This window comes from Roseateles sp. AC306, assembly GCF_979253795.1.
On the sequence record NZ_CEEDEB010000010.1, the window covers coordinates 78,876 to 102,719 of the forward strand.

The 23,844-nt window shown below is 69.5% G+C and carries 32 protein-coding genes; 16 read left to right on the forward strand and 16 right to left on the reverse strand.

Annotation, left to right across the window (positions count from 1 at the left end; all coding sequences use genetic code 11):
- Positions 1-204: 204 nt before the first annotated feature.
- The 4 genes from AC0IZJ_RS18930 to AC0IZJ_RS18945 all read left to right on the forward strand — a co-directional run bounded on the left by AC0IZJ_RS18930 (position 205) and on the right by AC0IZJ_RS18945 (position 2,956).
- Complete coding sequence (locus AC0IZJ_RS18930; RefSeq protein WP_471852837.1) at positions 205-1,536, forward strand: DUF4397 domain-containing protein; 1,332 nt, start codon at positions 205-207, stop codon at positions 1,534-1,536.
- 73 nt (positions 1,537-1,609) lie between these two features.
- Positions 1,610-2,299, forward strand: coding sequence for a hypothetical protein (locus AC0IZJ_RS18935; RefSeq protein ID WP_471852838.1), 690 nt, complete (start codon positions 1,610-1,612; stop codon positions 2,297-2,299).
- 16 nt (positions 2,300-2,315) lie between these two features.
- The gene (locus tag AC0IZJ_RS18940; protein WP_471852839.1) at positions 2,316-2,729 is read left to right on the forward strand and encodes a DUF1801 domain-containing protein; all 414 of its coding nucleotides are present in this window, start codon (positions 2,316-2,318) and stop codon (positions 2,727-2,729) included.
- Positions 2,726-2,956, forward strand: a complete 231-nt coding sequence (locus AC0IZJ_RS18945; protein ID WP_471852841.1) for a cysteine-rich CWC family protein — start codon at positions 2,726-2,728, stop codon at positions 2,954-2,956. Before AC0IZJ_RS18940 ends, AC0IZJ_RS18945 begins: the two co-directional genes overlap by 4 nt.
- On the opposite strand, the gene AC0IZJ_RS18950 is transcribed toward AC0IZJ_RS18945, so the two are convergent.
- Positions 2,920-3,372: a nuclear transport factor 2 family protein gene (locus tag AC0IZJ_RS18950; RefSeq protein WP_471852843.1), complete on the reverse strand. Its 453-nt coding sequence runs from the start codon at positions 3,370-3,372 to the stop codon at positions 2,920-2,922. The two genes, AC0IZJ_RS18945 and AC0IZJ_RS18950, sit on opposite strands and share 37 nt — an antisense overlap.
- A 126-nt stretch (positions 3,373-3,498) precedes the next feature.
- Here AC0IZJ_RS18950 and AC0IZJ_RS18955 point away from each other — a divergent pair, with 126 nt between their 5' ends.
- The 7 genes from AC0IZJ_RS18955 (at position 3,499) to AC0IZJ_RS18985 (ending at position 10,455) form a co-directional block, all read left to right on the forward strand.
- The gene (locus tag AC0IZJ_RS18955) at positions 3,499-4,251 is read left to right on the forward strand and encodes a TetR/AcrR family transcriptional regulator (protein ID WP_471852845.1); all 753 of its coding nucleotides are present in this window, start codon (positions 3,499-3,501) and stop codon (positions 4,249-4,251) included.
- 7 nt (positions 4,252-4,258) lie between these two features.
- Positions 4,259-5,131 carry a DMT family transporter gene (locus AC0IZJ_RS18960; protein ID WP_471852847.1) on the forward strand — a complete coding sequence of 291 codons (873 nt, stop codon included), beginning with the start codon at positions 4,259-4,261 and terminating at the stop codon, positions 5,129-5,131.
- A 70-nt stretch (positions 5,132-5,201) separates the two neighbouring features.
- Positions 5,202-6,863, forward strand: a complete 1,662-nt coding sequence (locus AC0IZJ_RS18965) for a long-chain-fatty-acid--CoA ligase (RefSeq protein ID WP_471852849.1) — start codon at positions 5,202-5,204, stop codon at positions 6,861-6,863.
- Positions 6,860-7,426, forward strand: coding sequence for a nucleotidyltransferase family protein (locus tag AC0IZJ_RS18970; RefSeq protein WP_471852850.1), 567 nt, complete (start codon positions 6,860-6,862; stop codon positions 7,424-7,426). The genes AC0IZJ_RS18965 and AC0IZJ_RS18970 overlap by 4 nt, the downstream gene beginning before the upstream one ends.
- A gap of 237 nt (positions 7,427-7,663) precedes the next feature.
- The gene (locus AC0IZJ_RS18975) at positions 7,664-9,268 is read left to right on the forward strand and encodes a hypothetical protein (protein ID WP_471852851.1); all 1,605 of its coding nucleotides are present in this window, start codon (positions 7,664-7,666) and stop codon (positions 9,266-9,268) included.
- A gap of 207 nt (positions 9,269-9,475) precedes the next feature.
- Positions 9,476-9,841 (forward strand): VOC family protein, encoded by a 366-nt coding sequence (locus tag AC0IZJ_RS18980; RefSeq protein WP_471852852.1) that lies wholly within the window; start codon positions 9,476-9,478, stop codon positions 9,839-9,841.
- The gene (locus tag AC0IZJ_RS18985; RefSeq protein WP_471852853.1) at positions 9,838-10,455 is read left to right on the forward strand and encodes an HD domain-containing protein; all 618 of its coding nucleotides are present in this window, start codon (positions 9,838-9,840) and stop codon (positions 10,453-10,455) included. The genes AC0IZJ_RS18980 and AC0IZJ_RS18985 overlap by 4 nt, the downstream gene beginning before the upstream one ends.
- On the opposite strand, the gene AC0IZJ_RS18990 is transcribed toward AC0IZJ_RS18985, so the two are convergent.
- Entirely contained in the window at positions 10,447-10,761 is a 315-nt protein-coding gene (locus AC0IZJ_RS18990; RefSeq protein WP_471852854.1) for a DUF2834 domain-containing protein, read from the reverse strand. The two genes, AC0IZJ_RS18985 and AC0IZJ_RS18990, sit on opposite strands and share 9 nt — an antisense overlap.
- A gap of 108 nt (positions 10,762-10,869) precedes the next feature.
- Between AC0IZJ_RS18990 and AC0IZJ_RS18995 the strand changes: the two genes are divergently transcribed.
- The 5 genes from AC0IZJ_RS18995 to AC0IZJ_RS19015 all read left to right on the forward strand — a co-directional run bounded on the left by AC0IZJ_RS18995 (position 10,870) and on the right by AC0IZJ_RS19015 (position 13,292).
- On the forward strand, positions 10,870-11,250 hold the full coding sequence (locus tag AC0IZJ_RS18995) for a phosphopantetheine adenylyltransferase (protein WP_471852855.1): 381 nt from the start codon (positions 10,870-10,872) through the stop codon (positions 11,248-11,250).
- On the forward strand, positions 11,247-12,011 hold the full coding sequence (locus tag AC0IZJ_RS19000) for a helix-turn-helix domain-containing protein (protein ID WP_471852856.1): 765 nt from the start codon (positions 11,247-11,249) through the stop codon (positions 12,009-12,011). The genes AC0IZJ_RS18995 and AC0IZJ_RS19000 overlap by 4 nt, the downstream gene beginning before the upstream one ends.
- Before the next feature lie 274 nt (positions 12,012-12,285).
- Positions 12,286-12,654, forward strand: coding sequence for a VOC family protein (locus AC0IZJ_RS19005; protein WP_471852857.1), 369 nt, complete (start codon positions 12,286-12,288; stop codon positions 12,652-12,654).
- A gap of 4 nt (positions 12,655-12,658) precedes the next feature.
- A complete protein-coding gene (locus AC0IZJ_RS19010) occupies positions 12,659-12,949 on the forward strand; it encodes an ASCH domain-containing protein (protein ID WP_471852859.1) in 291 nt (96 codons plus the stop codon).
- Positions 12,939-13,292, forward strand: a complete 354-nt coding sequence (locus AC0IZJ_RS19015; protein WP_471852860.1) for a cupin domain-containing protein — start codon at positions 12,939-12,941, stop codon at positions 13,290-13,292. The genes AC0IZJ_RS19010 and AC0IZJ_RS19015 overlap by 11 nt, the downstream gene beginning before the upstream one ends.
- A 113-nt stretch (positions 13,293-13,405) precedes the next feature.
- On the opposite strand, the gene AC0IZJ_RS19020 is transcribed toward AC0IZJ_RS19015, so the two are convergent.
- The 14 genes from AC0IZJ_RS19020 to AC0IZJ_RS19085 all read right to left on the reverse strand — a co-directional run bounded on the left by AC0IZJ_RS19020 (position 13,406) and on the right by AC0IZJ_RS19085 (position 23,831).
- The gene (locus tag AC0IZJ_RS19020; protein WP_471852862.1) at positions 13,406-13,969 is read right to left on the reverse strand and encodes a hypothetical protein; all 564 of its coding nucleotides are present in this window, start codon (positions 13,967-13,969) and stop codon (positions 13,406-13,408) included.
- A 220-nt stretch (positions 13,970-14,189) separates the two neighbouring features.
- The gene (locus tag AC0IZJ_RS19025; RefSeq protein ID WP_471852863.1) at positions 14,190-14,795 is read right to left on the reverse strand and encodes a hypothetical protein; all 606 of its coding nucleotides are present in this window, start codon (positions 14,793-14,795) and stop codon (positions 14,190-14,192) included.
- Positions 14,788-15,012 carry a hypothetical protein gene (locus AC0IZJ_RS19030; protein WP_471852865.1) on the reverse strand — a complete coding sequence of 75 codons (225 nt, stop codon included), beginning with the start codon at positions 15,010-15,012 and terminating at the stop codon, positions 14,788-14,790. The genes AC0IZJ_RS19025 and AC0IZJ_RS19030 overlap by 8 nt, the downstream gene beginning before the upstream one ends.
- Positions 15,013-15,105: 93 nt before the next feature.
- Positions 15,106-15,879, reverse strand: a complete 774-nt coding sequence (locus AC0IZJ_RS19035) for a hypothetical protein (RefSeq protein WP_471852867.1) — start codon at positions 15,877-15,879, stop codon at positions 15,106-15,108.
- A gap of 86 nt (positions 15,880-15,965) precedes the next feature.
- The gene (locus AC0IZJ_RS19040; RefSeq protein ID WP_471852868.1) at positions 15,966-17,690 is read right to left on the reverse strand and encodes a TIGR02594 family protein; all 1,725 of its coding nucleotides are present in this window, start codon (positions 17,688-17,690) and stop codon (positions 15,966-15,968) included.
- Positions 17,691-17,804: 114 nt separating this feature from the next.
- The gene (gene sctT / locus AC0IZJ_RS19045; protein WP_471852869.1) at positions 17,805-18,590 is read right to left on the reverse strand and encodes a type III secretion system export apparatus subunit SctT; all 786 of its coding nucleotides are present in this window, start codon (positions 18,588-18,590) and stop codon (positions 17,805-17,807) included.
- Positions 18,590-18,865: a type III secretion system export apparatus subunit SctS gene (gene sctS, locus AC0IZJ_RS19050; protein ID WP_471852870.1), complete on the reverse strand. Its 276-nt coding sequence runs from the start codon at positions 18,863-18,865 to the stop codon at positions 18,590-18,592. The genes sctT and sctS overlap by 1 nt, the downstream gene beginning before the upstream one ends.
- On the reverse strand, positions 18,862-19,521 hold the full coding sequence (gene sctR, locus AC0IZJ_RS19055; RefSeq protein WP_471852871.1) for a type III secretion system export apparatus subunit SctR: 660 nt from the start codon (positions 19,519-19,521) through the stop codon (positions 18,862-18,864). The genes sctS and sctR overlap by 4 nt, the downstream gene beginning before the upstream one ends.
- A complete protein-coding gene (locus AC0IZJ_RS19060; protein WP_471852872.1) occupies positions 19,521-20,204 on the reverse strand; it encodes a hypothetical protein in 684 nt (227 codons plus the stop codon). The genes sctR and AC0IZJ_RS19060 overlap by 1 nt, the downstream gene beginning before the upstream one ends.
- Positions 20,201-20,842 (reverse strand): response regulator transcription factor, encoded by a 642-nt coding sequence (locus AC0IZJ_RS19065; RefSeq protein ID WP_471852873.1) that lies wholly within the window; start codon positions 20,840-20,842, stop codon positions 20,201-20,203. The genes AC0IZJ_RS19060 and AC0IZJ_RS19065 overlap by 4 nt, the downstream gene beginning before the upstream one ends.
- Positions 20,839-21,900 carry a sensor histidine kinase gene (locus AC0IZJ_RS19070; protein ID WP_471852875.1) on the reverse strand — a complete coding sequence of 354 codons (1,062 nt, stop codon included), beginning with the start codon at positions 21,898-21,900 and terminating at the stop codon, positions 20,839-20,841. Before AC0IZJ_RS19070 ends, AC0IZJ_RS19065 begins: the two co-directional genes overlap by 4 nt.
- The gene (locus AC0IZJ_RS19075; RefSeq protein ID WP_471852876.1) at positions 21,897-22,802 is read right to left on the reverse strand and encodes a hypothetical protein; all 906 of its coding nucleotides are present in this window, start codon (positions 22,800-22,802) and stop codon (positions 21,897-21,899) included. The genes AC0IZJ_RS19070 and AC0IZJ_RS19075 overlap by 4 nt, the downstream gene beginning before the upstream one ends.
- Entirely contained in the window at positions 22,799-23,347 is a 549-nt protein-coding gene (locus AC0IZJ_RS19080; RefSeq protein ID WP_471852877.1) for a hypothetical protein, read from the reverse strand. Before AC0IZJ_RS19080 ends, AC0IZJ_RS19075 begins: the two co-directional genes overlap by 4 nt.
- 7 nt (positions 23,348-23,354) lie before the next feature.
- Positions 23,355-23,831 carry a hypothetical protein gene (locus AC0IZJ_RS19085; RefSeq protein WP_471852878.1) on the reverse strand — a complete coding sequence of 159 codons (477 nt, stop codon included), beginning with the start codon at positions 23,829-23,831 and terminating at the stop codon, positions 23,355-23,357.
- Positions 23,832-23,844 lie beyond the last annotated feature (13 nt).

Below are 23,844 nucleotides of genomic sequence, written 5' to 3' on the forward strand. Positions count from 1 at the left end.
AGGCCGTCCGGAATTGGAGGAATCTCCTCAGTGACGCGCGCCCCTTTCAACGGACCGGCAGCCGCTGGGCAGCAACAGTTCTTCACCCGCTGCTAGACAGCGGCAATGGGGACATGGCCGGCTTGGGTTCTAATCGCCGGTCTGCGTTCTGGCCGCACCTTTGTTCACAAGGCCCGGCGTTCTGGTTTTTTCGGAGAGTTCTCGATGCGATTCACCCCTTGGGCCACGCGGTTGGCTTTGACGCTGAGCTTGTCGGCCACTGCATTCCTGACCGCCTGCGGCGGCGGTGGCGGCGATGGCGGCGGCAGCACCCAGGTGCGCCTGCTGAATGCGACGCGCTCTTACAACTCGCTTGACCTCGAGGTCAACGACAAGAAGATCAACACCAGCGTGGCCTACGCCAGCGTGGGCGAGTACGGCGGCGTGGACACCAACGCCACCGCCACCAAGGTGACCGCGAATCCGGTGGGCACCAGCATCTCGGCCACAACGCCGACGCTGACCGAAGGGTCGAACTACACCTACATCAGCTACGGCTTCGCCGGTGCCATTCGCACGACGCTGCTGCAGGAGTCGGAAGAAGCGCCGGCCGCCAACAGCGCCAAGCTGCTGGTTCTGAACCTCGCTCCCGACGCTGGCGCGCTGGACGTGTACGTCACGGGCGCAGCCGATCCCCTCGACACCGCCACCGCGCTGGCCACCAACCTCAATGGCGGTTCGGGCAGCGGCTACATCAAGATCAATTCGGGCAGCTTCCGTGTGCGCGTGACCGGCTACAACAAGCGCAACGACCTGCGCCTGGACATCCCCTCCGTCACGCTCGACTCGGCCAGCGTGAACACGCTGATCCTGACGGCAACCGAAGGCGGCGTGCTGGTCAACGGCATCACCCTGGTCCAGAAGGGTGCCGCCAAGAACTTCGCCACGACGCAAAGCCGCGTGCGCACCGTTGCCGCGCTCAGCGGTGGCGGCAAGGTGACCTCCAAGGTCAATGACCAGCAGATGTTCACCAGCGCGATCAGCCCGCTGATCAGCGACTACGTCACCACGTCGGCCACCGCGTCGAGCGCCACCACGATCACGTTCGCCATCGACAACGTCGCCAAGACGTTCACGACGCCGCTGCCGCCGCTCGTCGCCGGCAAGGACACCACGCTGCTCGTCTGGGGCGATCCGGCCAACCCGCAGCTGACCGTGCTGGACGACGACAACCGCCTACCCACCGTCAACGGTGACGTCAAGGTCCGTCTCGTCAACGCGCTGCCGACTTCGGGCGCCGGCTTGAACGTTGCCTTTGGTTCCGTCGCGTCCAACATCGCGGCTGGCAGTGCCTCCACGTTCAGCACGACGTCTTCGTCGACAACGGGCGTCCAGGTGGACCTGACCGTGCCGGCCGGCACGGCCTACACCAACCCGGCACTTGTCTTCCCCGCGAACAGCGTCTGGACCTTCTTTGCCGTGCCGACGACGTCGGGCATCACGACGACGTCGCCCATCGCCGGCCTGACCGCCCTGCCCAAGCGCGAGCGCCCGTAAGCGCACCGCCCCTTCGCAAAGCCCCCGTGCCCCCGGCCCGGGGGCTTTGTCTTTGGGGCGGCAAGAATGTGTCATGCCCTCGCCCACGCGCTTTCAACTGCAGCGCCTGCGCCAGCTCTGGCGCAGCGCCGGCTGGCCCTGCCAGGACCTCGTCGAGATCGAGCTCCTCGCCGCTGGCTGGGTCGAGCGCCTGCTTGAGCCCGATGGCCGCGAACGCCTGCGCGTGACCGACCTGGGCGTGAGGCTGATCGCCGACTCGCTGACCCGAAACCGAGCGGCGAGGGATGCCCACGAACTGCTCGTCGAGCGCGTCGCCACAGAGATGCAGCGCGCCGGCCGCATCGCCTGGCGCGGCTTGGCCTTGCGCGCCGGTCTGCCCCAGGACGACGGCAAGACGCTCTGGGTCAACGCCATGCCGGACGTCTATTCCATCCGCCACAGCACGGTCGAGGACTACCTCGAGCCCGCCATCCACGAGATCAAGGTCAGCCGCGCCGACCTGCTCGGCGAGCTGCGTCGGCCAGCCAAGTCCGCTGCCTACCGGGCGCTGTGCGGTCAGTGCTGGTTCGTGATCAAGGCCGGCATTGCCCAGGCCGAGGAGATCCCGCTCGACTACGGCGTGCTGATCGGCCACGCGACCCACCTCGAGCTGGCCCGGCCCGCGCCCCGACGCGCCTGCAAGCCCGACTTCCCCACCTGGATGGCCCTGGCCCGCGCGACACCGCTGCTGCCGCCGGACGACGATCCACAATCACCGCTCTGAACCGGAGCCGCCCGCCATGGCCGCAGCCAACAAGACCGTCCCGACCGCCGCCGACGTCGAGGCCTACCTTGCCGCCCAGCCCGAGGCACGCGCGGCCGACTGCCGCGCGCTGGCCACGCTGATGCAGCGCGTCAGCGGCCACCCGCCCGTCATGTGGGGCCGCATGGTCGGTTTCGGCCACCACCATTACGTCTACGACAGCGGCCGCGAGGGCGACATCTTCGAGATCGGCTTCGCCAGCGGTGCCGGTGGCAAGGGCGACATCAGCCTCTACGTGAACGCCACCGGTGCCACCCGCAGCGCCCTGCTCGCCCAGCTGGGCCGGCACCGCGAGGGCAAGGGATGCGTTTACATCAAGCGCCTGTCCGACGTGAACGCCGACGTGCTGGGCCAGCTCTGCGAAGCGGCGCTGCGCGAGGTGCGCGCATGAGCGGCGAGCTGCTGGCCGCCACCTGCCCGCGCTGCGGCGGCGGCTTCGAGTGCGGCGCCAATGCCGGCCACTGCGCCTGCTTTGGCATCCGCCTGAACGATGCGCTGCGCGCCGAATTGGCCGAGCGCTACCCCGGCGCCTGCCTGTGCCTGCGCTGCCTGCGCGAGTTCGTCGACGCGCAGCCCTCGCATCAACCCGTGATCGGCTCGGCCAGCGCCTCGGGCTGACCGGCTGCGGCCACCTCGGCCAGATAGCCCACCAGCCGCGCCGTGTCGCAATGCACCGTCAGTGAGTGGACGCGGCCCCAGCGCAGCTCGAACTCGTGCATGCCCACATTGCTGCCCTCTGCACCGCCTGGCAGCTGGAAGGCATCGCGCCAGCTGACGACGGCCCGCGTGCGCCAGGGCCAGCCGCTGACCCAGACGCCATCCAGCTCGAAGCGCAGCCCGGGTAGCAGGCGCTGCAGCCGGCCGTACCAGCGCGTCGTCGCAGTCAGGTCGTGGCGTTCGCCGCCCAGCGCATGCGCGCCCACCATGCGGTGCCGATGCGCAGCGGCGAACTGCGCCGGGATGCCGTCGTAGCGCCCCATGTTGAGCTCGGCAAAGGCCGCCCGCAGCTTGCGTTCGACGATGGCGTGATACATGGCGTCTCCTTTGGCCTTGCGGCTCGGACTGATCTTGACAATGTCAAGATAGGGCGCAGTATCCGCCTCGATCTTGCGCGTGGCAAGATGCGCCGCATGCCCAAGGCCGCTCTGCCCGGAAAGACCATGCCCGCCCCGCGGACCGCAGCGACCGGCGCCGCCAGGCCAAGGGCTGGCGCGCGCCCGGTCGCAGCGCCCACCAAGTCTGCTGCCACTGCGGCCAAACCTGCGGCCAAACCTGCGGCTGCACCCGCTGCCAAGCCGGCGGTCGAACGCGCCCCGCGCCCGCGCGCCAAGCCGGCGGGCAGCTACCACCATGGCGATCTGCGCGAAACCCTGCTCGACGCGGCCGAGGCGCTGCTGGCCCAGCGCGGCGCCTCAAACCTGAGCCTGCGCGATGTGGCGCGCGGCGCCGGTGTGTCGCATGCGGCGCCCTACCACCACTTCGCCGGCCTGCCCGAGCTGCTCACCGCGCTGGCCGAGCGCAGCTTCCAGCAGCTGGGCGCAGCCATGCAGGCCGCTGTCGAGGCCCATCCGGCCGATGCGCGTGAGCAGCTGCTGGCCATCGCCTCGGCCTACGTCGACTTCGCGCGCCGCCGCCCGGCACGCTTTCGGCTGATGTTCGGCCCGGTACTGGCCTCGCGCCACCAGCACCCGGGCCTGGACCGTGCCGCCGAAGCGTCCTTCCGCGTGCTGCTCGGCGCCGCCACCCGCTTCGACGCTGCCGCTGGCCCCCTGATCGCACTGACCGGCTGGAGCCTGGCCCATGGCCTGTCGCATCTGAGCCTGGACGCGGCGTTCGCCGGCCTGCCCCTGCACGGCCCCCTGCCCGAGCCGGCCGAGCTGGTTCGGCTCATGAGCGCCCGTCTGTTGGCATGATGGCCTCATGTCCCTGCTCGACCGCATCGCCCCGCCCCTGTTCATCTTCATCTGGGCGACCGGCTACCTCGCCGCCAAGCTGGCGGCGCCGTATGCCGACCCGCTGACCTTTCTCAGCTGGCGCTATGCCGGCGTGGTCGTGCTGATGCTCGGCCTGGCCTTCGCCGCGCGGGCGCAGTGGCCGTCGCGGAGGCAGATGCTGCATCTGGCCATTGCCGGCATCGGCATCCAGGCGCTGTACCTTGCGGGCGTCTGGGTCGCCATCCGCCAGGGCCTGCCGGCCGGCACGGCGGCCCTTGTCGTCAACCTGCAGCCGGTGCTGGTGGCCGCAGCAGCGCCGCTGATCGGCGAGCGCGTCGCGCCCCGCCAGTGGCTGGGCGTGGCGCTCGGCCTGGCCGGCGTCGTGCTCGTCATTTGGCACAAGCTCAGCCTCGGCGCGGGCTTCGGCCCGCCGCTGTTGCTGTGCCTGATGGCCCTGCTCGGCATCACCGCCGGCACGCTGTACCAGAAGCGCTTCGTGCCGCACTTCGACCTGCGCACCGGCCAGGTGGTGCAGTTCATGGCCTCGCTGGCCGTCACGCTGCCGCTGGCCTGGGCGTTCGAGCCCATGCGCATCGAGTGGAACGCGCATGTGCTCGTCGCCATGGCCTGGAGCATCCTCGTGCTGACGGCCGGCGGCATCAGCCTGATGTTCCACATGCTGCGCCACGGCCGCGTCACGGCCGTCACGAGCACCATGTATCTGGTGCCCTCTGTCACCTCGGTGATGGCGTGGCTGCTGTTCGGCGACACACTCGGCGCACAAGCCATTGCCGGCATGGGTGTGACGCTGCTGGGCGTCTATCTGGTGGTGGCCAACAGACCGGAGACCTCCGCATGAGCCCTGCACGGCCGCCCGAAAGGGCTCATTCCCGCTTGGCGGGACAGCGCGTAGCGCGAAGGGTGCACGTATGACCCGAGCCCACCACCAGTTCTGGCCCGCCCGCGTGCCGCACGCAATCACCACGCCGGCCACCGCCCTGCCCGACAACCTGCTCGTCAGCGCTCGCCGCTTTCCGCAACGGCCGGCGCTGGTCTTCCTGGGCCACACGACGACCTACGCCGAGCTGGCCGCGCAGGTCGAACGCCTGGCCGCCTGGCTGGCCCAACGCGGCGTGAAGAAGGGCGACCGCGTGCTGGTGGGCCTGCAGAACTGCCCGCAGCTCGTCATCGCCCATTACGCCGTCCTCAGCGCCAACGCCGTCGTCGTGCCGGTCAACCCGATGAACAAGGCGGCGGAGCTGAGGCACCTTATCGACGACAGCGGCGGCGTGCTGGCCATCACCAGTGCCGACCTCAGCGCCGAATGGCTGCACGCCGGCATGGCTGCCAAGGACCTGCTCGTCACGCGCCTGGCCGAGGTGCTGCCCGGCGGTCGCACCGATGGCGACGGTCTTCCCCCAGGCTGGGCCGATTGGCTCAACGCCGACATCGCCCTGCCCGACGGCGCCACCGCCTGGGCCGATGCGCTGGCCTGCACCGCCGCGCCGCCGGCACTCGATGTCGGCGCCGACGACCTCGCCCTGCTGCCCTACACCAGCGGCACCACCGGCAACCCCAAGGGCTGCATGCACTTGCACCGCAGCCTGCAGCACAACGTCTTCGCCGGCGCGCTGTGGGCCAACGGCAGCCAGGAGGACGTGGTGCTGGGCGTCGTGCCCATGTTCCACATCACCGGCATGGTGGTCATCATGCACGGCGCGCTGATGGGTGGCGCGGCCCTCGTGCTGATGCCGCGCTGGCAGCGCGAATACGCCGCGCGCCTCATCAAGGAGCACCGCGTCACGCGTTGGACCAACATCCCCACCATGGTCATCGATCTGCTGGCCAGCCCGCAGGTGGACAGCTTCGACCTCGGCAGCCTGATCTACATCGGCGGCGGCGGCGCGGGCATGCCGCAGGCCATTGCCGAGCGCCTCTGGCAGCGCTGGGGCCTGCGCTATGCCGAGGGCTACGGCCTGACGGAGACCGCCGCGCCCAGCCACAGCAACCCGCACGACGCGCCCAAGCAGCAATGCCTGGGCGTGCCCTACATCAGCTGCGACGCCCGCGTGGTGGACGCCGACACGCTGCGCGAACTGCCCGTGGGCGAGGCCGGCGAAATCATCGTCCACGGCCCCATGGTGTTCGACGGTTACTGGCGCCAGCCGGAAGCCACGCGTGCCGCCTTCATCGAGTTCGAGGGCAAGCGCTTCTTCCGCACCGGCGACATCGGCTATGTCGACGCCGACGGCTACTTCTTCATGACCGACCGCTTGAAGCGCATGATCAACGCGAGCGGCTTCAAGGTCTGGCCGGCCGAGGTGGAAAACCTCATGCACGCCCACCCCGGCATCGCCGAGGCCTGCATCGTCTCCGCGCCCGACGCCTACCGCGGCGAGACCGTCAAGGCCGTCGTCGTCAGGCGTGCGGGGCACGAGTCGCTCACCGAAGAGCAGCTGCGCGACTGGTGCCGCGCCAACATGGCCGCCTACAAGGTGCCGGCCCGCATCCAGTTCGTCGACAGCCTGCCCAAGAGCGGCGCCGGCAAGGTGATGTGGCGGGCACTGCAGGACAAGGAGCGCGCCCAGTGAGCGACGCCGCGCGGCTCACGGCGCTGGTGCGCGAGGCGCCGTGGTTCATGGCTGCGTTGCGTGCCGGCCGAGAGCTGGGCCTGGCGCAGTGGTGCATAGGCGCCGGCGCGCTGCGCAACCTCGTCTGGGACGCTTTGCACGACCAGCCGCGCTCCGAGCTGGCCGATGTGGACCTCGCCTACTTCTGCGGGCAGGACCTCAGGCCCGCGCATGATGCGGCGCTGCAAAGCCGCCTCGCCGAGCGCTGCCCGGGCCTGCCCTGGGAGGTGACCAACCAGGCCGGCGTGCATCTGTGGTTCGAGCGTCATTTCGGCCATGCCGTCGAGCCGCTGCACTCGCTGGACGAGGCCATCGCCAGCTGGCCCGAGCCGGCGACGGCGGTGGGCGTCTGGCTCGACGACGATGAGGTGCTGCACGTCATCGCACCCCACGGCCTCACCGACCTGCTCGGCATGCGCATCCGCCGCAACCCGGTGCGCGTCAGCGAACAGACCTACCGCGGGCGTTGCGAGAGCAAGCGTTACACCGAGCGCTGGCCACGGGTGGTGGTCGAGGTCGCCTGAGGGGCGGCTTTGCAGCGGGAGTCGTCTTTCGGGCGCAGAAGGCGAACGACCGAGATCAGCCTGAAGCCGCCTTTGATTTGGCCTGTCAGCCGGTGATTCCCTCACCTGGGCTTGGGTCAACCATTTAGCCAGTTAAACCTTGGGTCACAAAGTTGAACGCCGAGCGCGGTCAGGCCCTCGGCGCCAACGAAGCGTCGCTATGCTGTGCGGATACAGCGTCGCGCCTCGGGAGAGTGGATGTCCCCCCTAAATCACGCCTTCCTCAAGTTCGTGCTTCGTGCCGATCGTCAAGATGACGCGGTGTTGGAACGCACCTTCGTTGAGTTCGGGTCGGCCGTCTCGGTGCTGACCTCCGTTGACCATCAAATTGTCTTTGGCCGCCGGGGTACGGGGAAGACCCATCTGCTGACGCACATCCGCCAGTCACGCCGTGCTGCGGGCGAAATGGCTATTCAGTTGGACCTCCGGACGATTGGCTCAAGCAATGGCATCTATGGCGACAGCGCAACGTCAATCGTGCAGCGTGGCACGCGCCTCCTTCTAGAAGTCCTCGGCGCGATCCACGGCGCAATATTCGAGCAGGTTGTGGATCATGACGCCGCAGACCTCAGCGCCACCGGGCCGCTGCTAGATCAACTGGCAGATGTCATCAAAGATGTCCGAGTTGTCGGCACCACAACGTTTGAAGCGACCACTCTTGAAGAGGCAGGAGAGACAGCGCAGGCAAAACTTCAGGCCACGCTATCGCTCAAAGCTCCGAGCCTCGGCGCAGAGGCCACAGCAGGTCAGACCACCAAGAACGCCGCAAGCACAAAGTTTGTCCAGCAGGGCACCGAGGTCGCGCGGGTAAGTTTCGGAAACGTTGGCGCGGCCTTTCGCAAACTTGTGGCCACGCTTCCCAAAAAAAGGCTGTGGTTGCTGATCGATGAATGGAGCGAGATCCCCTTAGACCTGCAGCCGTATCTTGCTGACTTGCTTCGCCGCGCCGTCCTGCCTACACCGGGCATCTCTGTGAAGCTCGCCGCCATTGAGCAACGCAGCCGCTTCCTTGTGCCTAACTCGGTTACGGGCAACTTGGGGCTTGAGCTTGGCGCCGACGTGGCAGCCGCGGTGACCCTTGATGAATACATGGTGTTCGACAACGACGCTCAGCAGTCGGTCGCCTTCTTCAAGAAACTTGTCTTGCGCCACGTCCAGGACGTGATGACACAGGAGGGCGAAGCCCCTCCCAAGGATGAGGCGCAGCTCATCTCGATGGGCTTCACGCAAGCAAATGCCTTTGAAGAAATCGTCCGGGCCGCTGAAGGTGTCCCTCGCGATGCCATGTATCTGCTGACGTATGCGGCACAGCGCGCGAAGGGCGAGGCCATTTCGGTCAGCGATGCGAGAGGTGCAGCATTGCGCCACTATCAAGGCTCAAAGGACCCCAACGTCAGCGCCAACGATCAGGCGAAGCAGCTGCTTACTTGGATCATCGACAAGGTGATTAAAGAGCGCCAGACCAAAGCGTTTCTGCTTGAAGCAGGCCTAAAAGACAAGTTGATTGACTACCTCTACGACGAGCGCGTTTTGCATGTGCTTCGCAAGGGGATGTCTGCGCAGGACACACCAGGAGTCCGATATCACGTCTACGGCATCGACTACGGCTGTTACGTTGATCTCATCAACACCAAGGGTGCGCCGAAGGGCCTGCTTGATCTTGGCCAAGGCACCCAAGACTTTTCCGATGAAGTTCCAAAGACCGATTTCCGGTCAATCCGACGTTGTGTGCTGGACCTAGATGATTTTTACAAGCGAGACGACCCGGACCAGGGCGAATTCAAGCTAGTCGCCAGACCTTGACGCCGACGACGCCGCCGAACGCATAGACAGGTTTGAACGTCTGCTTTCTGGCGGTCTAACTTAGGCGTCATCCATGTCGGCTTTGGGTGAAAAGCTGTCAGCGGTCGGCCCCCACGTGAACGGCTGCCGCCAGCCTCAAGCCGCCACCTCAGAGGCTCCCCAACGACCGCGCACCTCGCATCGCTCCGGCATGCCTAACATGCCCACATGCCACTGACCCACCCCCGCTACGTCATCGCCGTGCCTGACTTGGCGCGGTCCGCTGCCTGGTATCGCGACGTGCTGGGCTTCAGCGTCCACGACATGGGCGACCCGGGCTGGTGCTGGCTGGAGCGTGATGCCTGCGTCATCATGGCCGGCGAATGCCCCGACGCACTCGCACCTGCGCTGCTGGGCGACCATAGCTACTTCGCCTACGTGCAGGTCGATGCCATCGACGCGCTGCACGCCGAATGGCAGGCCCGTGGCGTCGAGTTCATCAAGCCGTTGCGCGACGAGCCCTGGGGCATGCGGGAGTTCGGCATCCGCACCCTCGACGGGCATCGCATGATGTTCGGGCAGCCGACGGCATGAGCCTCGATCTCGTCAGCTGGCGCGCCGCGTGGCGGGCACTTGGCGCCGCCCCGAGCGACTCATTGCACGCCGAGCTGCTGGCTCGTTATGCCGAGCCGCACCGGGCTTATCACTCGCAGCAGCACCTGGCCGAGTGCCTGGCCCTGTTCGACGAGTTCCGCCACCTGGCGCAGCAGCCCGCCGAAGTCGAGATCGCGTTGTGGTTCCACGACGCGATCTACGACGTGCGCCGGCATGACAACGAGGTCCGCAGTGCCGACCGGGCGCGCGACGCGGTGCTGGATGCCGGCGCCGCTGCCGACGCTGCCGACCGTGTGGAAGCCCTGGTGCTGGCCACGCGCCACAGCGCTGCGCCGGCCACGGCCGATGAGCAGCTGCTCATCGACATCGACCTCGCCATCCTCGGCGCCACACCGGCGCGCTTTGCCGAATACGAGGCGCAGATCCGCGCCGAGTACGCGCATGTGCCGCCGGCCGTGTTCAGCGAAAAGCGCGGGGCCATCCTGGCGGGCTTCCTCGCGCGGCCGGTTCTGTACGGCACGCCGACCCTGCGCGCGCGCTTCGAGACCGCCGCGCGCGCCAATCTGCAAACCGCCGTCGCCGGCCTAGGCTGAGGCGGTCGATGGCGCGTTGAACGCCGTGCGTCCCGACGGCGCGAGCAGCAGGTACAGCAGTGGCCCGAACGACCCGGCGGCAACGGTCAGCACCGCGAACGGCCAGACCGTGCGGCCCGTCTGCCGCGCGTCGCGCACGATGAAGCCCAGCGTGATGAAGGACAGGATGATGAAGTCCAGCAGCAGCTGCCAAGTGCCGATGTTGGCCATGCAGGCTTGCCAGAGGCCGACGTAGCCCAGCTCCCACATTACGTAAAGCGAGTAGGCGCCGAAAGCGGCGAGGACGATGAAGAGAATGGGTCGCATGGTGATCTCCTTGGGTTGGGGTGGTGCCATCGTCGGCAGCGTCGCGCACCGTCGCAATGACCTCCGAGGTCATCGCCAAGCTGACCGGGCAGTCCTAAGGTGCAGGTCATGAGGTTCATCGTTCCCACCGTGCTCGCCCTTGTCGCGCTGCTGCATGCGCTGCCCCTGGCCGGTGTCCTCGGCGCAGAGCGCCTGGCGGCGCTCTATGGCGTCGATGCGCACGACGCCAACCTGCAACTGCTGCTGCGCCACCGCGCCGTGCTCTTCGGCCTGCTCGCCGCGCTGCTGGCCTGGGCTGCATGCAGGCCGGCCCTGCACGGGCTGGGCCTCGTGGCGGGCGGTGTCAGCGTGGTGGCCTTCCTCGTGCTGGCGATGCTGGGCGGTCCGCTCAACGCGGCGCTGGCCACCGTCGTCAAGCTCGACCTGGCGGCGCTGATACTGCTGCTCGCCGCCGGCATCGTCCACCTCCTGCGCCCTGCCATGCCATGACCGCCACCTTCGCCGCCCTGCGCAAGCGCCGCCGCGTCAGCCAGCTGGAGCTGTCGCTGCGCACCGGCGTTTCGCAACGCCACCTCAGCTGCATCGAGACCGGCCGCTCACGCGCGGGCCGCGAGACGCTGATCGCCCTGCTCGACGCGCTGGGCGCCTCGCTGGAGGAACGCAACCAGGCCCTGCTCGCCGCCGGCTACGCGCCCGCCCACGCCGAGCGCACGCTGGACGCGCCAGAGATGGCACCGGTGCGCGCGGCGCTGGAGCAGCTCATCCACGCCAACGGCGCGGCGCCCGCGCTGGTGCTGGACGGCGACTACAACGTCGTCATGGCCAACGCCGGCCTGGCCCGGCTGATGGCGGTGTTAGGCCTGCCGGCCGACGAGATGCTGAGCCAGCCGCTGAACCTGCTGCGCGCCGTCTTCGCTCCGGGCGGCCTGCGCACGATGTGCGTGGACGAGGCCTGGCTGTGCAACGAGATGTGGGCCCGCGCCAGCCGCGAGGCCGAGCACCTGCCGCGCCTGCGCGCGCTGCTCGCCGAGCTGCGCCCGACGCTGCAACCCTGGACCACTGCCGAGACCAGCAGCCAGCTGCCCGTGCTGGCCTTCCGCCTGCGTTCTGCGGACGGGCGCGTGCTGAGTTTCTTCTCCACCATCACCAGCTTCGGCACGCCGCTGGACATCACGCTGGCGTCGCTGAAGGTGGAGCACCTGTTCCCGACGGATGAGGTGACGCGGCGGGCGCTGGCGGAGGCGGATTGACTTGGCGAAGTGCAGGTCCAGGGAACTCGGGGTCAAACAACAGAACTCTGCGTCAAAGCCGGGCTAGCGCGTCTTGGGTGTTTGGTGAAATCAGAGTCAAGCAAATGGAACGGCGTGTTCTAGCCGCCCATACCCGGCCGCGCCGTTGTCTAGCCCGGCCAGATGCAACCGACTCGCTACTAGCATCAGGGCAGCGGCTCCCTCATTGAACCTTGAACTCGCTTCTCACCGAAGTGGGGAACCATTGCATATGACCCTTCGAATGATCGTTCCCATGCTCGTCTGCCTCGACGCCGCACAGCAGATCGAGTTCTACAAGGCGGCATTCGACGCCACGGAGCTGTCCCGACGCGCGGGCACCGACGGCCGCGTCATCCACGCCACCCTGTCTTTCCATGGCGCTCTCTTCATGGTGCATGACGATTCACCTCACCTCGGCAGCCGGCCACCAGAGTCAGACGGCAGTTCGCCTGTCGTCAACTACCTGTATTGCGACGATGTGGATGCGCTGATCAGCAGGGCTGTCGCGGCGGGGGCCCAAGTTTTGATACCCGCAGCAGACCAGTTCTGGGGCGACCGCGTCGGTCGCATCATGGACCCCGGCCACCATGTGTGGAACGTCTCCGCGCGGATCGGCAGCTGAGGCAATGCAGTTCACCAAGAAGCTGCGCGAGGGCGTCAGACGGGGCGACATCACGACCAGCATTCGCGTCTGGCAGATGCCGCGAGTCAAGGTGGACGGCCGCTATCCGATGGAGGGTGGATACATCGTCGTCACATCCCTTCGACAGATCGAGTGGAGCGATATCTCGGATTCCCTCGCGCGCGAGTCCGGCTTCCGCAACCTGGCCGACCTGATGCAGACGGCCAAACACGGCACCGGGCAAAAACTCTACTTCGTCCGCTTCCGCTATGAAGGCTCTGACCATGCGCTTTGACGCCAACGATTGCCTGCACTTGGGCGCTGACCTATCGGTAAGCCGAGGCAGCAACGCCAGCCCGTTTCACGGCTTCGCCGGCTTCACCTTCACGCCGGTCTTTATGGCGGGGGACGCTCCGCACGGCGGCGAAATGCACCCCGACGGGGACGAGATCCTCTATGTCGTTGCCGGCCGCATTGCCGTGACGCTGGAACTCGACGAAGTGCAGACGTTCGAGGTCGGCCCTGGCCAGGGCTTGATCGTGCCGCGTGGGGTCTGGCACAAGGTGCACGTCCTTGCCCCGGCAGAGATGGTCACGCTGTCGCCCGGACCCAAGCTCGAATTTCGCGCGCCGCGCTAGTAGCAAACCTGCAGCCGTAGGCGCTGTAGAGCCGCCTGTTTGACACTGGGTTCCCTACCCCCAAGCGAGCGACGGTTTCGGGCTGAATCCTGACTTGAGTCGCCGCATATCGGCTAGGGGATCGTGACGCGGTGCTTGTTGGCCGAACCCAGGGGGTACTTCCCCCAGCGATACCCCAGATACATCCCGACGGAAGAGTCGTACCCCTGGATCGTGACGTTGGGAAACTGTTTCTTCATGGAGTTCTTCAACCGATGGGCGAAGCTGTTGTCGGCGCCGGCCGCATCGCTGCGGGCGCTGTAGCAGGCGTGAATGCGGATGACCACACTGGACGTGCGGGGCAGGCCGTGCCGCAGGAAGAGGGCGTGAAGCTCCTCGTAGGAGCAGGACTCATCGCCAGTTCTCATGCCGTCGTTTCCCCATGATTCCGTCGTCAGTTCAATGTCGCCAGGAGAGCAATGGCCCATGACGTAGATCCGGTCCGTAGCGTTGGCGTAGTTGGCCAAGTCGACGGAGTTCCTGCCCATTTCACCCAGGTACCTGAACCGCGCAGAGCCGAAGGTCGGCGCGACGAAGTGCAATGACAGCTTGGACGACTGCACGCCAATCGTCTTGCCTAACATGCCGATGTAGTGGTTCGGGTCCAGGAACGGATGGAGATAGAGCGGCTTGGGCATGGGGGGCCTTTCTCCCTCGAGACGAGGTGTGCGAACAGTTTTGGCATTAGCAGAACGCGCCGGCGCATGATGCATCGCCGCGCGCGCGCCGAACAGGGGTATCAGTCCCGTCTCGCAAGCGCTTTGCGACCCCTGCGCTCGGCCGGTCCTGCCAGCCGCTCTTACCGCGCGCTGGACGGCGACTGCAACGTCGTCAAGGCGCACGCGCGTGGCGGACGCTTCACGCGGGCTGGGCGCGCAGCAGGCAGTCCATGAAAGCCGCGCAGGCCTGGCCGGCGTCGGGGTGGCTGCGCCAGCGCTGCGCCAGTGCGCGCAGCGCGGCCCTTGCTTCGCGGGGCATGGTGCCGTCCAGCGGGTCATCGGCCACGGCGCACAGGTGGTCGGCGTACAGCCGGCGGGCGTCGGCGTCGCAGTCCATGAGCTCCAGCACCGCGCCGGCCAGCGTCTGGAACTGACCCGGCGCCAGCTCGGTCTCGCCACGCCGCGGCCAGGTGGCCAGGCACAGGTACTCGATGGGGCCGAGGCTGCGGCGCTGCGCGCCGGGCTGGTGCGCACCCCAGGCCGCGCGGGAGCCGCTTGGCAGGCGGCCCTGGCTGAGCGACTGCATCAGCGTCTGCGCGACGGCGGCGCGGGCGGCGTATTCGCCGCGCTGGTTGACCTCGGCCAGCACGCGCAGGAAGGCCGGATAGAGCTGGTCGCCCAGGCCCCGGCAGACGGTTTCCATCAGCGCAACTGCGCCTTCCTGGCGCGGGCCCAGGTCCAGGCAGCCGCCAATCAGCGCCTGGGCCGCATCGGCCCAGCGCGGCTGGGCCAGCAGCTCAGGCAACGAGAGCCGACAGCACGCGTTCGGCGTGCTGCTGCACGCTCAGGCGCTGCTGGTCGGGCGCCACGTCGGCACGCAGCGTGACGCCGCCGCTGGCGCCCAGCCCCTCCATCCAGGCCGGTTCGCCCCCCGCGCGCGCCGGGGCGGCCGGTGCGCCCAGCGGGCGCAGGGACGCCACGGAGAACAGCGAGGCAGTGGGTGGCAGGGGGGCGCCGATCATGGCCGAGGGGGGCGGTGGGTGGAAGTTGGGAGCCAGCTTATCCAAGCCCGCGCGCCAAGGCGATTACGGCTGCCCCTAATTCGCGGGTCGCCCTCACCCGGCCTTGCACTTGGCGAAGACGTCGCGTGATGCGTTGAACGATTCAAGCCGCCAGCCCTGTGCCGTCCATTGCGCGGTGAAGGCGTTGCCGGCGCTGACGCGTGCTTCGCCGACGCGGGACAGCGGCGGCATGTCCAGCTGCGGCGTGTCGGTGGCCTTCAGCAGCTGGCCCAGGTCGGTGCGGCCATCGGTCGTCGGCACATCGGGCATGCACGGGGCCGCGTTGCGCATGATGGACGCCGGCGCCTTCAGGTAATCGGGGCCTTCGGAGAACAGCAGCTGCGGCTGCGACAGCCGTTGCAGCAGCGCGCCGTCGCGTTGGGCGACGGCCTCGCGCAGCTGGCGCCAGAACAGCACGAAGGCGTGGTCGCGGTCCACACGGGATTGGCAGCCCTTGCCCTGGGTCGACACGGCGATGGCTGCCGGCAACACCAGGGTGCCGCAGCGCGCCGGCTCCAGCGCCAGGGTGTAGCCGCCGGCGGCACGCCGCACGGTGGCGCGCAGGCGGCTGCCGCCATGGATGCTGTCGGTCCACTCGAAGCGCCACGAACCGTCGGGCAGCGCGCTGGCGGCACCTTGCGTCTGCACGTCGCACTCGTGCGTGCCGGACGTGACGTACACGCCCGCGCCCACCGGCGCGCCGTCGGCGCCATGGCTGATGCTGGCGGTGAGCTGCTCGTTGGGGCGGCACACCAGCTGCGTCGGCGGCGCGCCGGCGCCGACCTGTGCATGCACGCAGCCGCTGGCCGCCAGCAGTGCGGCAGTCAAGCAGTGGGTTGGCAGGGAGTTCAGTCTGCGGGCCATCGCCGCAGTATCCGGGCCACCACCGTGCGGCCCTGTCGCCGGCTTGGGCGTCAAGGCGCGCGGCGCACGCCGATGGCGTCCGACAGCTGGCGGCTGGACCGCGTCACGCCATCGGGGCCGCCCGGCATGGTGCTCTGGTTGCCGCCGATGACCGTCACGCGGCCGTTCGCCTGCACGGACTCGATGATGGCGACATGGCCCTGCGCCGGATTGTTGCCGCGCGGGAAGACGATGACGTCGCCCGGCCGCACATGCGCGGCATCGCGCGGCACGGCCTGGCCCCAGCCCAGCCAGCTGCGCGCGGCGGCGCTGCGCGTGCCCTGCACGCCGGCCTGCTGCATCGTCCAGTTGACGAAGGACGAGCACCACGATGTCTCGTCGTTACGCGCCCGCAGCGTGGTGGCCTGGTGATACTCGACGACGCGGGCGTTGTCCTGCCGGCCGCGCACCTCGTTCGTGCCCAGCTCGCCGCGCGCAATGCCCAGCCAGCGAGGTGCGCCGGCCGCAGCTGGCGCGGTCGCGGTGGCCGGCGTCGTGGTCAGCAGGCCCTGGCGGGTCAGCGCCGTCTCGACGGCATTCGTGCGTCGCTGCTGGTCGGCGCGGATGACGGCCTGCACCTCGGCCTCAGTGGGCGTGCGGCCCAGCTGGTTGCGCGCGATGGTGGCGAAGCCGCTGCCCGCCTGGCCGCCGCTGGCGAGGCGGAAGCGCTCACCGGTCGACGCGTCGACATAGCTGTTCACGCGCAGCTGCGTGAGGTGGGCGGCGTCGATCGGCTGGCCGCGCAGCGTGCCGAGCTGGTTCAGGAAGCGCTGGGCCGCGCTGGGCGACTGGTTGTAGAGGTCCAGGTAGGCCGAGGCCAGCCGTGCGTTGCCGGGCTCCAGGCCGGCGCGTCGGGCGGCGGCCTCGTAGGTGGGCAGGCGGCCCTGCAGCGTGGCGAGCTGGCGGCGGTCGGCGTCAGCGGGGCTGCTGGCGGCATGCTGGTAGGAGAACGAGCCGCGGTTGTGCGCCGCGTTGCCAGGGTCGGTGTGGCCGCCGTAGGCCCGTGTGAAGCCGCCGTCGGGGCGGCGCGTGCCCTCGGCATTGCCGATGACGATGGCGGCGGCTGCGTTGGAGCCCAGCGTGGGGTCGGTGAAGTGGCGCAGGTCCAACGTTGGGGCAGTCCGGTTGCCGTCGGCGCGCACCAGGCCGGGCTCGGCGAGCTGGCGCATCGTCGCGTCGCGCAAGTCGGCAGGGTCGGCGCCGAGGACGTTGTGCCGCTCCAGCGCACCGTTGGACGCCACCGTGCCGTTGAAGGTGTCGCGATTCGCCACGTTCGCGCGATAGGCCGGGTCGAGCATGAAGACAGGCGACAGCAGGTTCAGCACGCCGCGCAGCGGGCCGGCGGAGGCGAGCGGGAGCGAGTCGGTGACCTCGCCCAGCGGCGGCAGGTTCAGCACGTCGCCGGCGTGGATCAGATCGGGATCGCGCAGCTGCGGGTTTGCCGCCTGCAGCGCCTGCAACGACACGCCGTGGTCGCGGGCAATGGCATGCAGCGTGTCGCCGGGTTTCACGACGGCACGCTGGGCATCGGGCAGCTGCAGCCGCGTGCCGGGGTAGATCACATCGGGATTGCGCACCTGCGGGTTGGCGGCCAGCAGCGCATGCAGCGACACGCCGTGCTCGGCGGCAATCCGGTGCAGCGTGTCGCCGTGCCGGACCTCATGGCTGCGGCCGGCGGCCGGCGAAGGGTCGCTCGATGTGGATGGGGCCGACGCGGTTCTGGAAACGGTGGTCATGGCATGCCTCGCTGCTGTGCCGCCATTTCAGGCCAGTGGCGGCGGCCGGGCAATTGCGGGCGCTGCTATTTCAGGACGTACACCGGCGCGCCGCGCTAGGGTCGGCCGCAATATTCAGCCGAACACCCGCTGCAGCACGTCGCGCACGACGCCGGGGCGGGCCAGCAGGTCCTCGTTCAGCAGGGCCACCAAACTGCCCAACTGCAGCAACAACACCAGATGGCCCACGACGCCCTTGAGGGACATGGACAGGCTGAACACATTGAGCTGCTGCGCGTAGCGGTTGACGAGACCCAGCACGCCATCCACCAGGTACAGCAACACCAGCGACGGCGCGGCCAGCATCAGCGCCAGCCGCAGCATGCGGCCGAACTCGGCCTCGAAGGCGAGGCGCCCGGCGGGCAACAGCGACCAGCTGCCGTGCAGCGGCCACAGCGCGAAGCTGTCCAGCAGCGTCGCGGCGAACAGCAGGAAGCCGCCCGAGGCCATGAACACCCAGCTCGCCAGGCGCGCCAGGAAGGCGCCGGTCAACGAGGTCTGGTGGCCCGACAGCGGGTCCATCACCTGCGCCTGCGTGGCGCCCACCTTGTTGTCGATGAGCTGTCCGGCCATCTCGAACGACCACATCATGCCGGCGTACAGAAACCCCAGCCCCGCGCCCAGCATGGCCTCGCGGCCGTACAGCTGGGCCCATTGCCAGCCGCCCAGCGTCATCGGCCTGACGTCCTGCACCAGCAGGCCCAGCAGGCCCAGCGCCAGGAACATCGCGTTGCGGATCAGCGCGGGGATGAGGTCCTGCGTGAACAGTGGCACCAGCAGCAGCGCCACCGCCACGCGCATCGTGCACAGGCCGAGCATCAGCGCGGCGTCGGTCGGGTGGCCGACCCAGAACTCCAGCATCAGCGGTTGATCCTGACGAGGCCCGGGAACTCGGTGAACACCTTGTCGCCCAGCCGGTACAGGCTGCCGCCCAGCAGCGAGGCGGTGATGAAGAGGGTGACGACGATGGCGAAGAACTTGGCCACGTACTGCACCGTCTGCTCCTGCAGTTGCGTGGCCGCCTGGATGAAGGCGATCAGCAGGCCGACGATGGCCGCGACCAGGATGGGCGGCGCCGACAGCAGCAGCACCAGCCACAGGGCCTGCTGGGTGAGCTGGATGACTTCGCTGTTCATGTCTGGTAGGTCAGCACGAGGCCATGCGTCAGCTTGACCCAGCCGTCGATCAGCACGAACAGCAGCAGCTTGAACGGCAGCGACACGGTGGTGGGCGACAGCATCTGCATGCCCATGGCCATGAGGATGTTGGAGATGACGAGGTCGATGACGAGGAAGGGCAGGAAGATCAGGAAGCCGATCTCGAATGCCACGGTCAGCTCGCTGACCGTGAACGCCGGCACGATGACGAGGAAGTCGCGCTCCGTCAGCTCCCTGGCCTGCTCGGGCTTCAGGCTGCGCTGAGCCGTCTTCAGGAAGAAGGCGCGCTCCAGCGGCCGGCTGTGCTTGATGAGGAAGTCGCGCAGCGGCTCCTTGGCCGTGTCGGCCGCAGCGACGAGCTGGCTGGTGGAGGCCTTGGCGGTGGTGGGCATCTCGGCCAGCCGCTCCTGCATCTGCAGGCCCACCGGGTACATCACGTAGACGCTGAGGATCAGCGCCAGGCCGTTCATGACGACGTTGGGTGGCACCTGCTGCAGGCCCATCGCGTTGCGCAGCAGGCTGAGCACGACCACCAGCTTCGTGAACGACGTGACCATGACCGCCACGAACGGCGCCAGCGCCAGCAGGACGACGGTGATGAGGGCCGAGGCCGGTGTGAAAGTACTGAGGTCCATCAGACGGATTCGATTCGCAAGGCTTCGCCGCTGCCCCAGGGCAGCAGGCGCCCACGGGCGCGCACCACCTCGGGCCGCGCGGTGTGGATGAGCTGGCACACGGTTGGCGCCACTGGCGCCGGGCCGCGCCAGCCCAGCACGAGGTCCACGGGCAGTGGCTGTTCCCAGCGCGCCACCAGCTGCCAGGGCAGCTCGGTGTCGGCGGCGGCCTCGGCACGTGCGCGCGGGCGCGGCGCCGCGGGCGCCTCCAGCAGCAGCAGGCCGCCAGGTTCCAGCGCGGCCAGGTCCTCGTCGCCCAGCCACCATTGCGCCAGCACGCACTCTGCCGGCGCGGGTTCCCACAGCAGGCCCGGCACATCAGGCGCCGCGGGCAGCGCGCGCAGCGCCGCCCACGGCAGCGCGAGCCTGGCCTCGGCCTCGGCACCCTGCCAGCGGGCCTGCGCCATGCCGGGCGGCTCGTCGCCCTCGGCCTCCAGCCATTGCCAGGGCGCCCCCGCTGCGAGGCCGGCCGCGGCCAGTGCATCCAGCAGCTCGCCGGCCATGTCCAGGACGACCGCCGCCTCGGCCGCGCAGGGCGGCAGCTCGCCGGACGCAAAGCCGTTGGCGCGGATGCCGAGCCGCGCCGGCCCGCTGCTGAACTGCCAGCTGGCCGCGCGGGCAAAGGCCTGCGGAACGGAGCTCATGCGCGGCGGCTGACCATCATGCGGGTCAGCTCGGTCACCGCGCGGCACTTCATCTTGCGCATGCCACGCGAGCGGTACAGCTCCACGCTCTTCAGCGACAGCTTGATCTCGTCGGCGATGTGCTTGTTCATCAGCCCCTTGACCACCAGCGACAGCACCTGGCGTTCGCGCGGCGACAGCAGCTGCAGCCGGCGCTCGAACTCCTCGCGCGAGCCTTCCACATCGGCGTCGTCGCCCAGGTCCACGTCGGTGGGCGCGAACGCGCGATCCAGCGCCGCGCTGAGCGCCGCGTCGTCCAGCGGCTTCTCCAGCAGCGACACGGCGCCGCGCTTTTGCATCGCGGCCACGGCCAGCGGCACATCGGCATGGCCGCTCATGTAGATGACGGGCAGGTGGATGCCGCGCTCGCGCAGTGCGTCGTGCAGGTCCAGCCCCGACAGCTCGGGCATGCGCACGTCCAGCATCAGGCAGGTGGACTCCGGCCATGTCGTGCCCACGGCGACGCGGGCCAGCGATTGCAGCGCGTCGCGCGGGTCGCCCCAGTCGCGCACCTGGCAGCCGAAGCCTTCGAGCCAGAAGCGCAGCGAGTCACGGAATTCGTGGTTGTCGTCCACCACGTAGATCTGCCGAGGTGTCATGCGGTCTTCTCCAAGATGGGTTGATTCGCCGCCGCCAGCACCGGCAGCGCGAAGTGAAAGCAGCAGCCGCCGCTGTCCCGCCGCGTGAACCACAGGCGCCCCTGGTGCATCTCGATCAGCGAGCGGCAGATGGACAGGCCCAGGCCCATGCCGTTGGGCTTGGTGGAGCTGAAGGGCAGGAACAGGCGCGCCTCGGTCTGCGGTGTGATGCCGGGGCCGTTGTCGCCCACGCGCAGCTCGGCGCGGCCGGCCTCCACGCGCAGCTCGATGTCGATCAGCGGGTCGTCCGGCCGGTCCAGCCGCAGTGCATCCAGCGCGTTGCGCAGCAGGTTGATGAGCACCTGCTGCAGCATCACGCCATCGCCCTGCACGGGCACGGCCGCATCGGGCAGGCGCAGCGCAAGCCGCACGGCCTCGCGCTGCAGGTCCCAGTCCAGCAAGGCCAGGCTCTGGTGCACCAGCGTCACCAGGTCCAGCCGCTCGGCCTTGGGCTGGCGTGACTGCGTGTACTCGCGCACGCGGCCGATGATCTGGCTGGCGTAGCTGACCTGCGCGACGGCCTTGTCCAGCGCCGCCAGTTCGTCGGTGCTGTCGGGATGGCGGCGCGCCACGCGCAGCTTGAGGCCGCGCAGCAGGTTGGCCGTCGCGCCGATCGGCTGGTTCAGCTCGTGGGCCAGCACGCTGCCCATCTCGCTGACGGTCAGCGAGCGCGACGTGAACAGCAGGCCCTCGCGGTCATCGAGCTGGCGTTGCAGGTGATGCAGGCGCTCGCGGTCGTCCACCAGGCGCAGCAGCACGTGGCGGGCATCCACTGCCACGCGCTGCGCCAGGTACTCGCCGCTGAGGCCGCAGCGGCTGCGCTGGCCCTGCGGCGCGGCCAGCGCACTGGCCAGGCCCGGCAGGGCCTGCGCCCAGTCGGCTGCCAGCCCGCCGGGGTCTGCGGGCAGCAGCGCCTGCATGGGCGCGTTCAGCGCGACGAGGAACTCGCCATCCAGCACGGCCAGCGCCTCGTTGAGGTCGCCCAGCGCGTGCAGCAGGTCGGTATCGAATCGGTTCATGCGCCCTCCCAGGGCCATAGGGCCTGGTTGCACAGCAGCCAGGTCATCGACGGCCGTGCGCTCAGCAGCGCCCGCAGGCCGGCACTGGCCGGCGCCTGCACCAGCACCTCGGCCCATTGCGCGATGCCGGGGGCGGTGCCGTCCAGCCGCAGTTCGCAGCTCACCTGGCCTGGCGCCAGCCGCAATGCGCCAGCCAGCTCGCGCAGCGTGCGTGGGCGGCCCTGCGTGGCCAGGCCCAGGCGCACGGCCCACCAGCGCTCGCCGGTGGCCGGGCGGGCATTGCGCCAGCGCGCCGGCCAGCGTCGCCAGCACCAGCTGCCGTCGCGGCCCGGCTGCAGGCTGGCCAGGCCGGCCGGGCTGGCCAGCAGCACCGGCAGGCCCGCGCGCCAGGCCTGCAGCGCCGGGCGCAGCGCCGCGGCAGAGGCGGGCGCCGCGGCGGCCTCGCGCAGCCGTGCCAGCAATGCGTGCGCCCAGGCAGGCATGTCCTCGGCCGGTTCGGCGGCAAGGTCGCCGGCCTCGGCCGATGGCTCCTCGGGCTCCTCAGGCTCGGCTTCGCCGACGGCGTCGAAAAGCGCACGCCAGGCCGCGGCATCCTGCGCGCGCCAGCGCAGCTCGGGGCCGTTCTGCAGTGCCAGCGGCGTCAACAACGCGGGCGCCAGCGGCAGCACCGACGCATGCGCATCGACAGGCGCCGCCAGCAGCGACGGCGGCAGCGCCGCGCCCGTCTCGCGGGCTGCGTTGGCGGGGCCGGCCAGCGGCACACCCGACTGCGGCAGCTCGTGCGAGCTTCCCGGCGTCTCGACGACCGATGGGGCTTCTGCCTCGTTGGCGGCAGCGGCCTGCAGCCAGGCCAGCCAGGTCTCGGCGGGGTTGACCGCCTGCACGCCGGTGATGCCGCTCATGGCTGCACCTCGTCCACGCGCCAGGCTCTCGTCAGCGGCTGGCCCTGCAGGCGCGAGCCCAGTACATCGTGGCCGTTGTCGCGCAAACGCTTGTCGAGGTCGGCCAGCTGGCGCCGCGCCTGCGGCTGCAGCACGGCCGGCACGCGCAGCTCCAGCAGCAGCGGCGCCTGCGGCTGCGCCTGCTCGACGCGCAGCTGCCAGGCGGGCCCGGCAGCCGGCAGCTCGACCCGCCAGACGCGCGGCGGCGCGGCCGGGTCCTGCGCCAGCAGCGCCTGCACGCGCTGCACCGTCGGCGTGGCCAGCGGCGCGGCAAACGGCGTCTCGGGCTCGGGCAGGCGCGGCGGCGCGCCCACGGCGGGCAGCAGCGGCGCGAGCCCGGGCTGCGGCTCGGCGGCAGCCGGCTCCGGCGCGTGCGCCCGCTGGTAGACGCTGCGCCAGTCATGCTCGGCGAGCGTCGCCTCGGCCGGCGGCGTGTCGGGCGCGGCGCCGGGCCGGGCCTGGCGCAACAGCGCGCCCAGGGATGCGGAGAAGATGGACAGCATCATGGCGGCGTCATTGCAAGCTGCGGAAGGCGTCTTCGGCCTCGAGCTCGGCGTGCTGCTCGCGGGCCTGCAGCCGCAGGCGGCGCTGGTCCAGGATGGTGGCGTCGACAGCGGCCTCACGGGCCTGGGCGCGGGCCAGTTCGGCGCGGCAGCGGGCCACCTCGGTCTGCGCCCGTCCCAGGCTCTCCTGGTCATCCAGCAATGCGTACTCGTCGCGCTCCAGCCGCTCCGCCAGCACGTCGCGGTGGGCCTGCAGCTGGGCGTTCCAGCGCGGCATGTCGGCGCTGCCTGAGCCGCCCCAGTGCCGTGCCAGCCCGTCCAGGCGCACAAGACCCTGCTCGATGCGGGCCTCGCAGGCCTCGACGACGGCGCGCGCCTCGCGCTCCGCAGCCATGGCGCGGGCCAGCGCCTGGCGGGCGCGCTGCACGCGCAGCTGGCGCAGCCGCAGCCACTGGCGCGCGTCGGCGTCAGGCAAGGTTGCGGTCATGGCAGTCCCCTGC

Coding starts and splice junctions, on each gene's coding strand:
- AC0IZJ_RS19020 (WP_471852862.1), bottom strand. CDS start 13,969: ATGCCCAAGCCGCTCTATCTCCATCCGTTCCTGGACCCGAACCACTAC.
- AC0IZJ_RS19065 (WP_471852873.1), bottom strand. CDS start 20,842: ATGACACCTCGGCAGATCTACGTGGTGGACGACAACCACGAATTCCGT.
- AC0IZJ_RS19075 (WP_471852876.1), bottom strand. CDS start 22,802: ATGAGCGGCATCACCGGCGTGCAGGCGGTCAACCCCGCCGAGACCTGG.
- AC0IZJ_RS19070 (WP_471852875.1), bottom strand. CDS start 21,900: ATGAACCGATTCGATACCGACCTGCTGCACGCGCTGGGCGACCTCAAC.
- AC0IZJ_RS18935 (WP_471852838.1), top strand. CDS start 1,610: ATGCCCTCGCCCACGCGCTTTCAACTGCAGCGCCTGCGCCAGCTCTGG.
- sctS (WP_471852870.1), bottom strand. CDS start 18,865: ATGAACAGCGAAGTCATCCAGCTCACCCAGCAGGCCCTGTGGCTGGTG.
- AC0IZJ_RS19060 (WP_471852872.1), bottom strand. CDS start 20,204: ATGAGCTCCGTTCCGCAGGCCTTTGCCCGCGCGGCCAGCTGGCAGTTC.
- AC0IZJ_RS18930 (WP_471852837.1), top strand. CDS start 205: ATGCGATTCACCCCTTGGGCCACGCGGTTGGCTTTGACGCTGAGCTTG.
- sctR (WP_471852871.1), bottom strand. CDS start 19,521: ATGGACCTCAGTACTTTCACACCGGCCTCGGCCCTCATCACCGTCGTC.
- AC0IZJ_RS18985 (WP_471852853.1), top strand. CDS start 9,838: ATGAGCCTCGATCTCGTCAGCTGGCGCGCCGCGTGGCGGGCACTTGGC.
- AC0IZJ_RS19015 (WP_471852860.1), top strand. CDS start 12,939: ATGCGCTTTGACGCCAACGATTGCCTGCACTTGGGCGCTGACCTATCG.
- AC0IZJ_RS18950 (WP_471852843.1), bottom strand. CDS start 3,372: ATGTATCACGCCATCGTCGAACGCAAGCTGCGGGCGGCCTTTGCCGAG.
- AC0IZJ_RS19010 (WP_471852859.1), top strand. CDS start 12,659: ATGCAGTTCACCAAGAAGCTGCGCGAGGGCGTCAGACGGGGCGACATC.
- AC0IZJ_RS18945 (WP_471852841.1), top strand. CDS start 2,726: ATGAGCGGCGAGCTGCTGGCCGCCACCTGCCCGCGCTGCGGCGGCGGC.
- AC0IZJ_RS19040 (WP_471852868.1), bottom strand. CDS start 17,690: ATGACCACCGTTTCCAGAACCGCGTCGGCCCCATCCACATCGAGCGAC.
- AC0IZJ_RS18980 (WP_471852852.1), top strand. CDS start 9,476: ATGCCACTGACCCACCCCCGCTACGTCATCGCCGTGCCTGACTTGGCG.
- AC0IZJ_RS19030 (WP_471852865.1), bottom strand. CDS start 15,012: ATGATCGGCGCCCCCCTGCCACCCACTGCCTCGCTGTTCTCCGTGGCG.
- AC0IZJ_RS19000 (WP_471852856.1), top strand. CDS start 11,247: ATGACCGCCACCTTCGCCGCCCTGCGCAAGCGCCGCCGCGTCAGCCAG.
- AC0IZJ_RS18940 (WP_471852839.1), top strand. CDS start 2,316: ATGGCCGCAGCCAACAAGACCGTCCCGACCGCCGCCGACGTCGAGGCC.
- sctT (WP_471852869.1), bottom strand. CDS start 18,590: ATGCTGGAGTTCTGGGTCGGCCACCCGACCGACGCCGCGCTGATGCTC.
- AC0IZJ_RS19085 (WP_471852878.1), bottom strand. CDS start 23,831: ATGACCGCAACCTTGCCTGACGCCGACGCGCGCCAGTGGCTGCGGCTG.
- AC0IZJ_RS18990 (WP_471852854.1), bottom strand. CDS start 10,761: ATGCGACCCATTCTCTTCATCGTCCTCGCCGCTTTCGGCGCCTACTCG.
- AC0IZJ_RS19080 (WP_471852877.1), bottom strand. CDS start 23,347: ATGATGCTGTCCATCTTCTCCGCATCCCTGGGCGCGCTGTTGCGCCAG.
- AC0IZJ_RS19005 (WP_471852857.1), top strand. CDS start 12,286: ATGCTCGTCTGCCTCGACGCCGCACAGCAGATCGAGTTCTACAAGGCG.
- AC0IZJ_RS18975 (WP_471852851.1), top strand. CDS start 7,664: ATGTCCCCCCTAAATCACGCCTTCCTCAAGTTCGTGCTTCGTGCCGAT.
- AC0IZJ_RS18965 (WP_471852849.1), top strand. CDS start 5,202: ATGACCCGAGCCCACCACCAGTTCTGGCCCGCCCGCGTGCCGCACGCA.
- AC0IZJ_RS18960 (WP_471852847.1), top strand. CDS start 4,259: ATGTCCCTGCTCGACCGCATCGCCCCGCCCCTGTTCATCTTCATCTGG.
- AC0IZJ_RS18955 (WP_471852845.1), top strand. CDS start 3,499: ATGCCCGCCCCGCGGACCGCAGCGACCGGCGCCGCCAGGCCAAGGGCT.
- AC0IZJ_RS18995 (WP_471852855.1), top strand. CDS start 10,870: ATGAGGTTCATCGTTCCCACCGTGCTCGCCCTTGTCGCGCTGCTGCAT.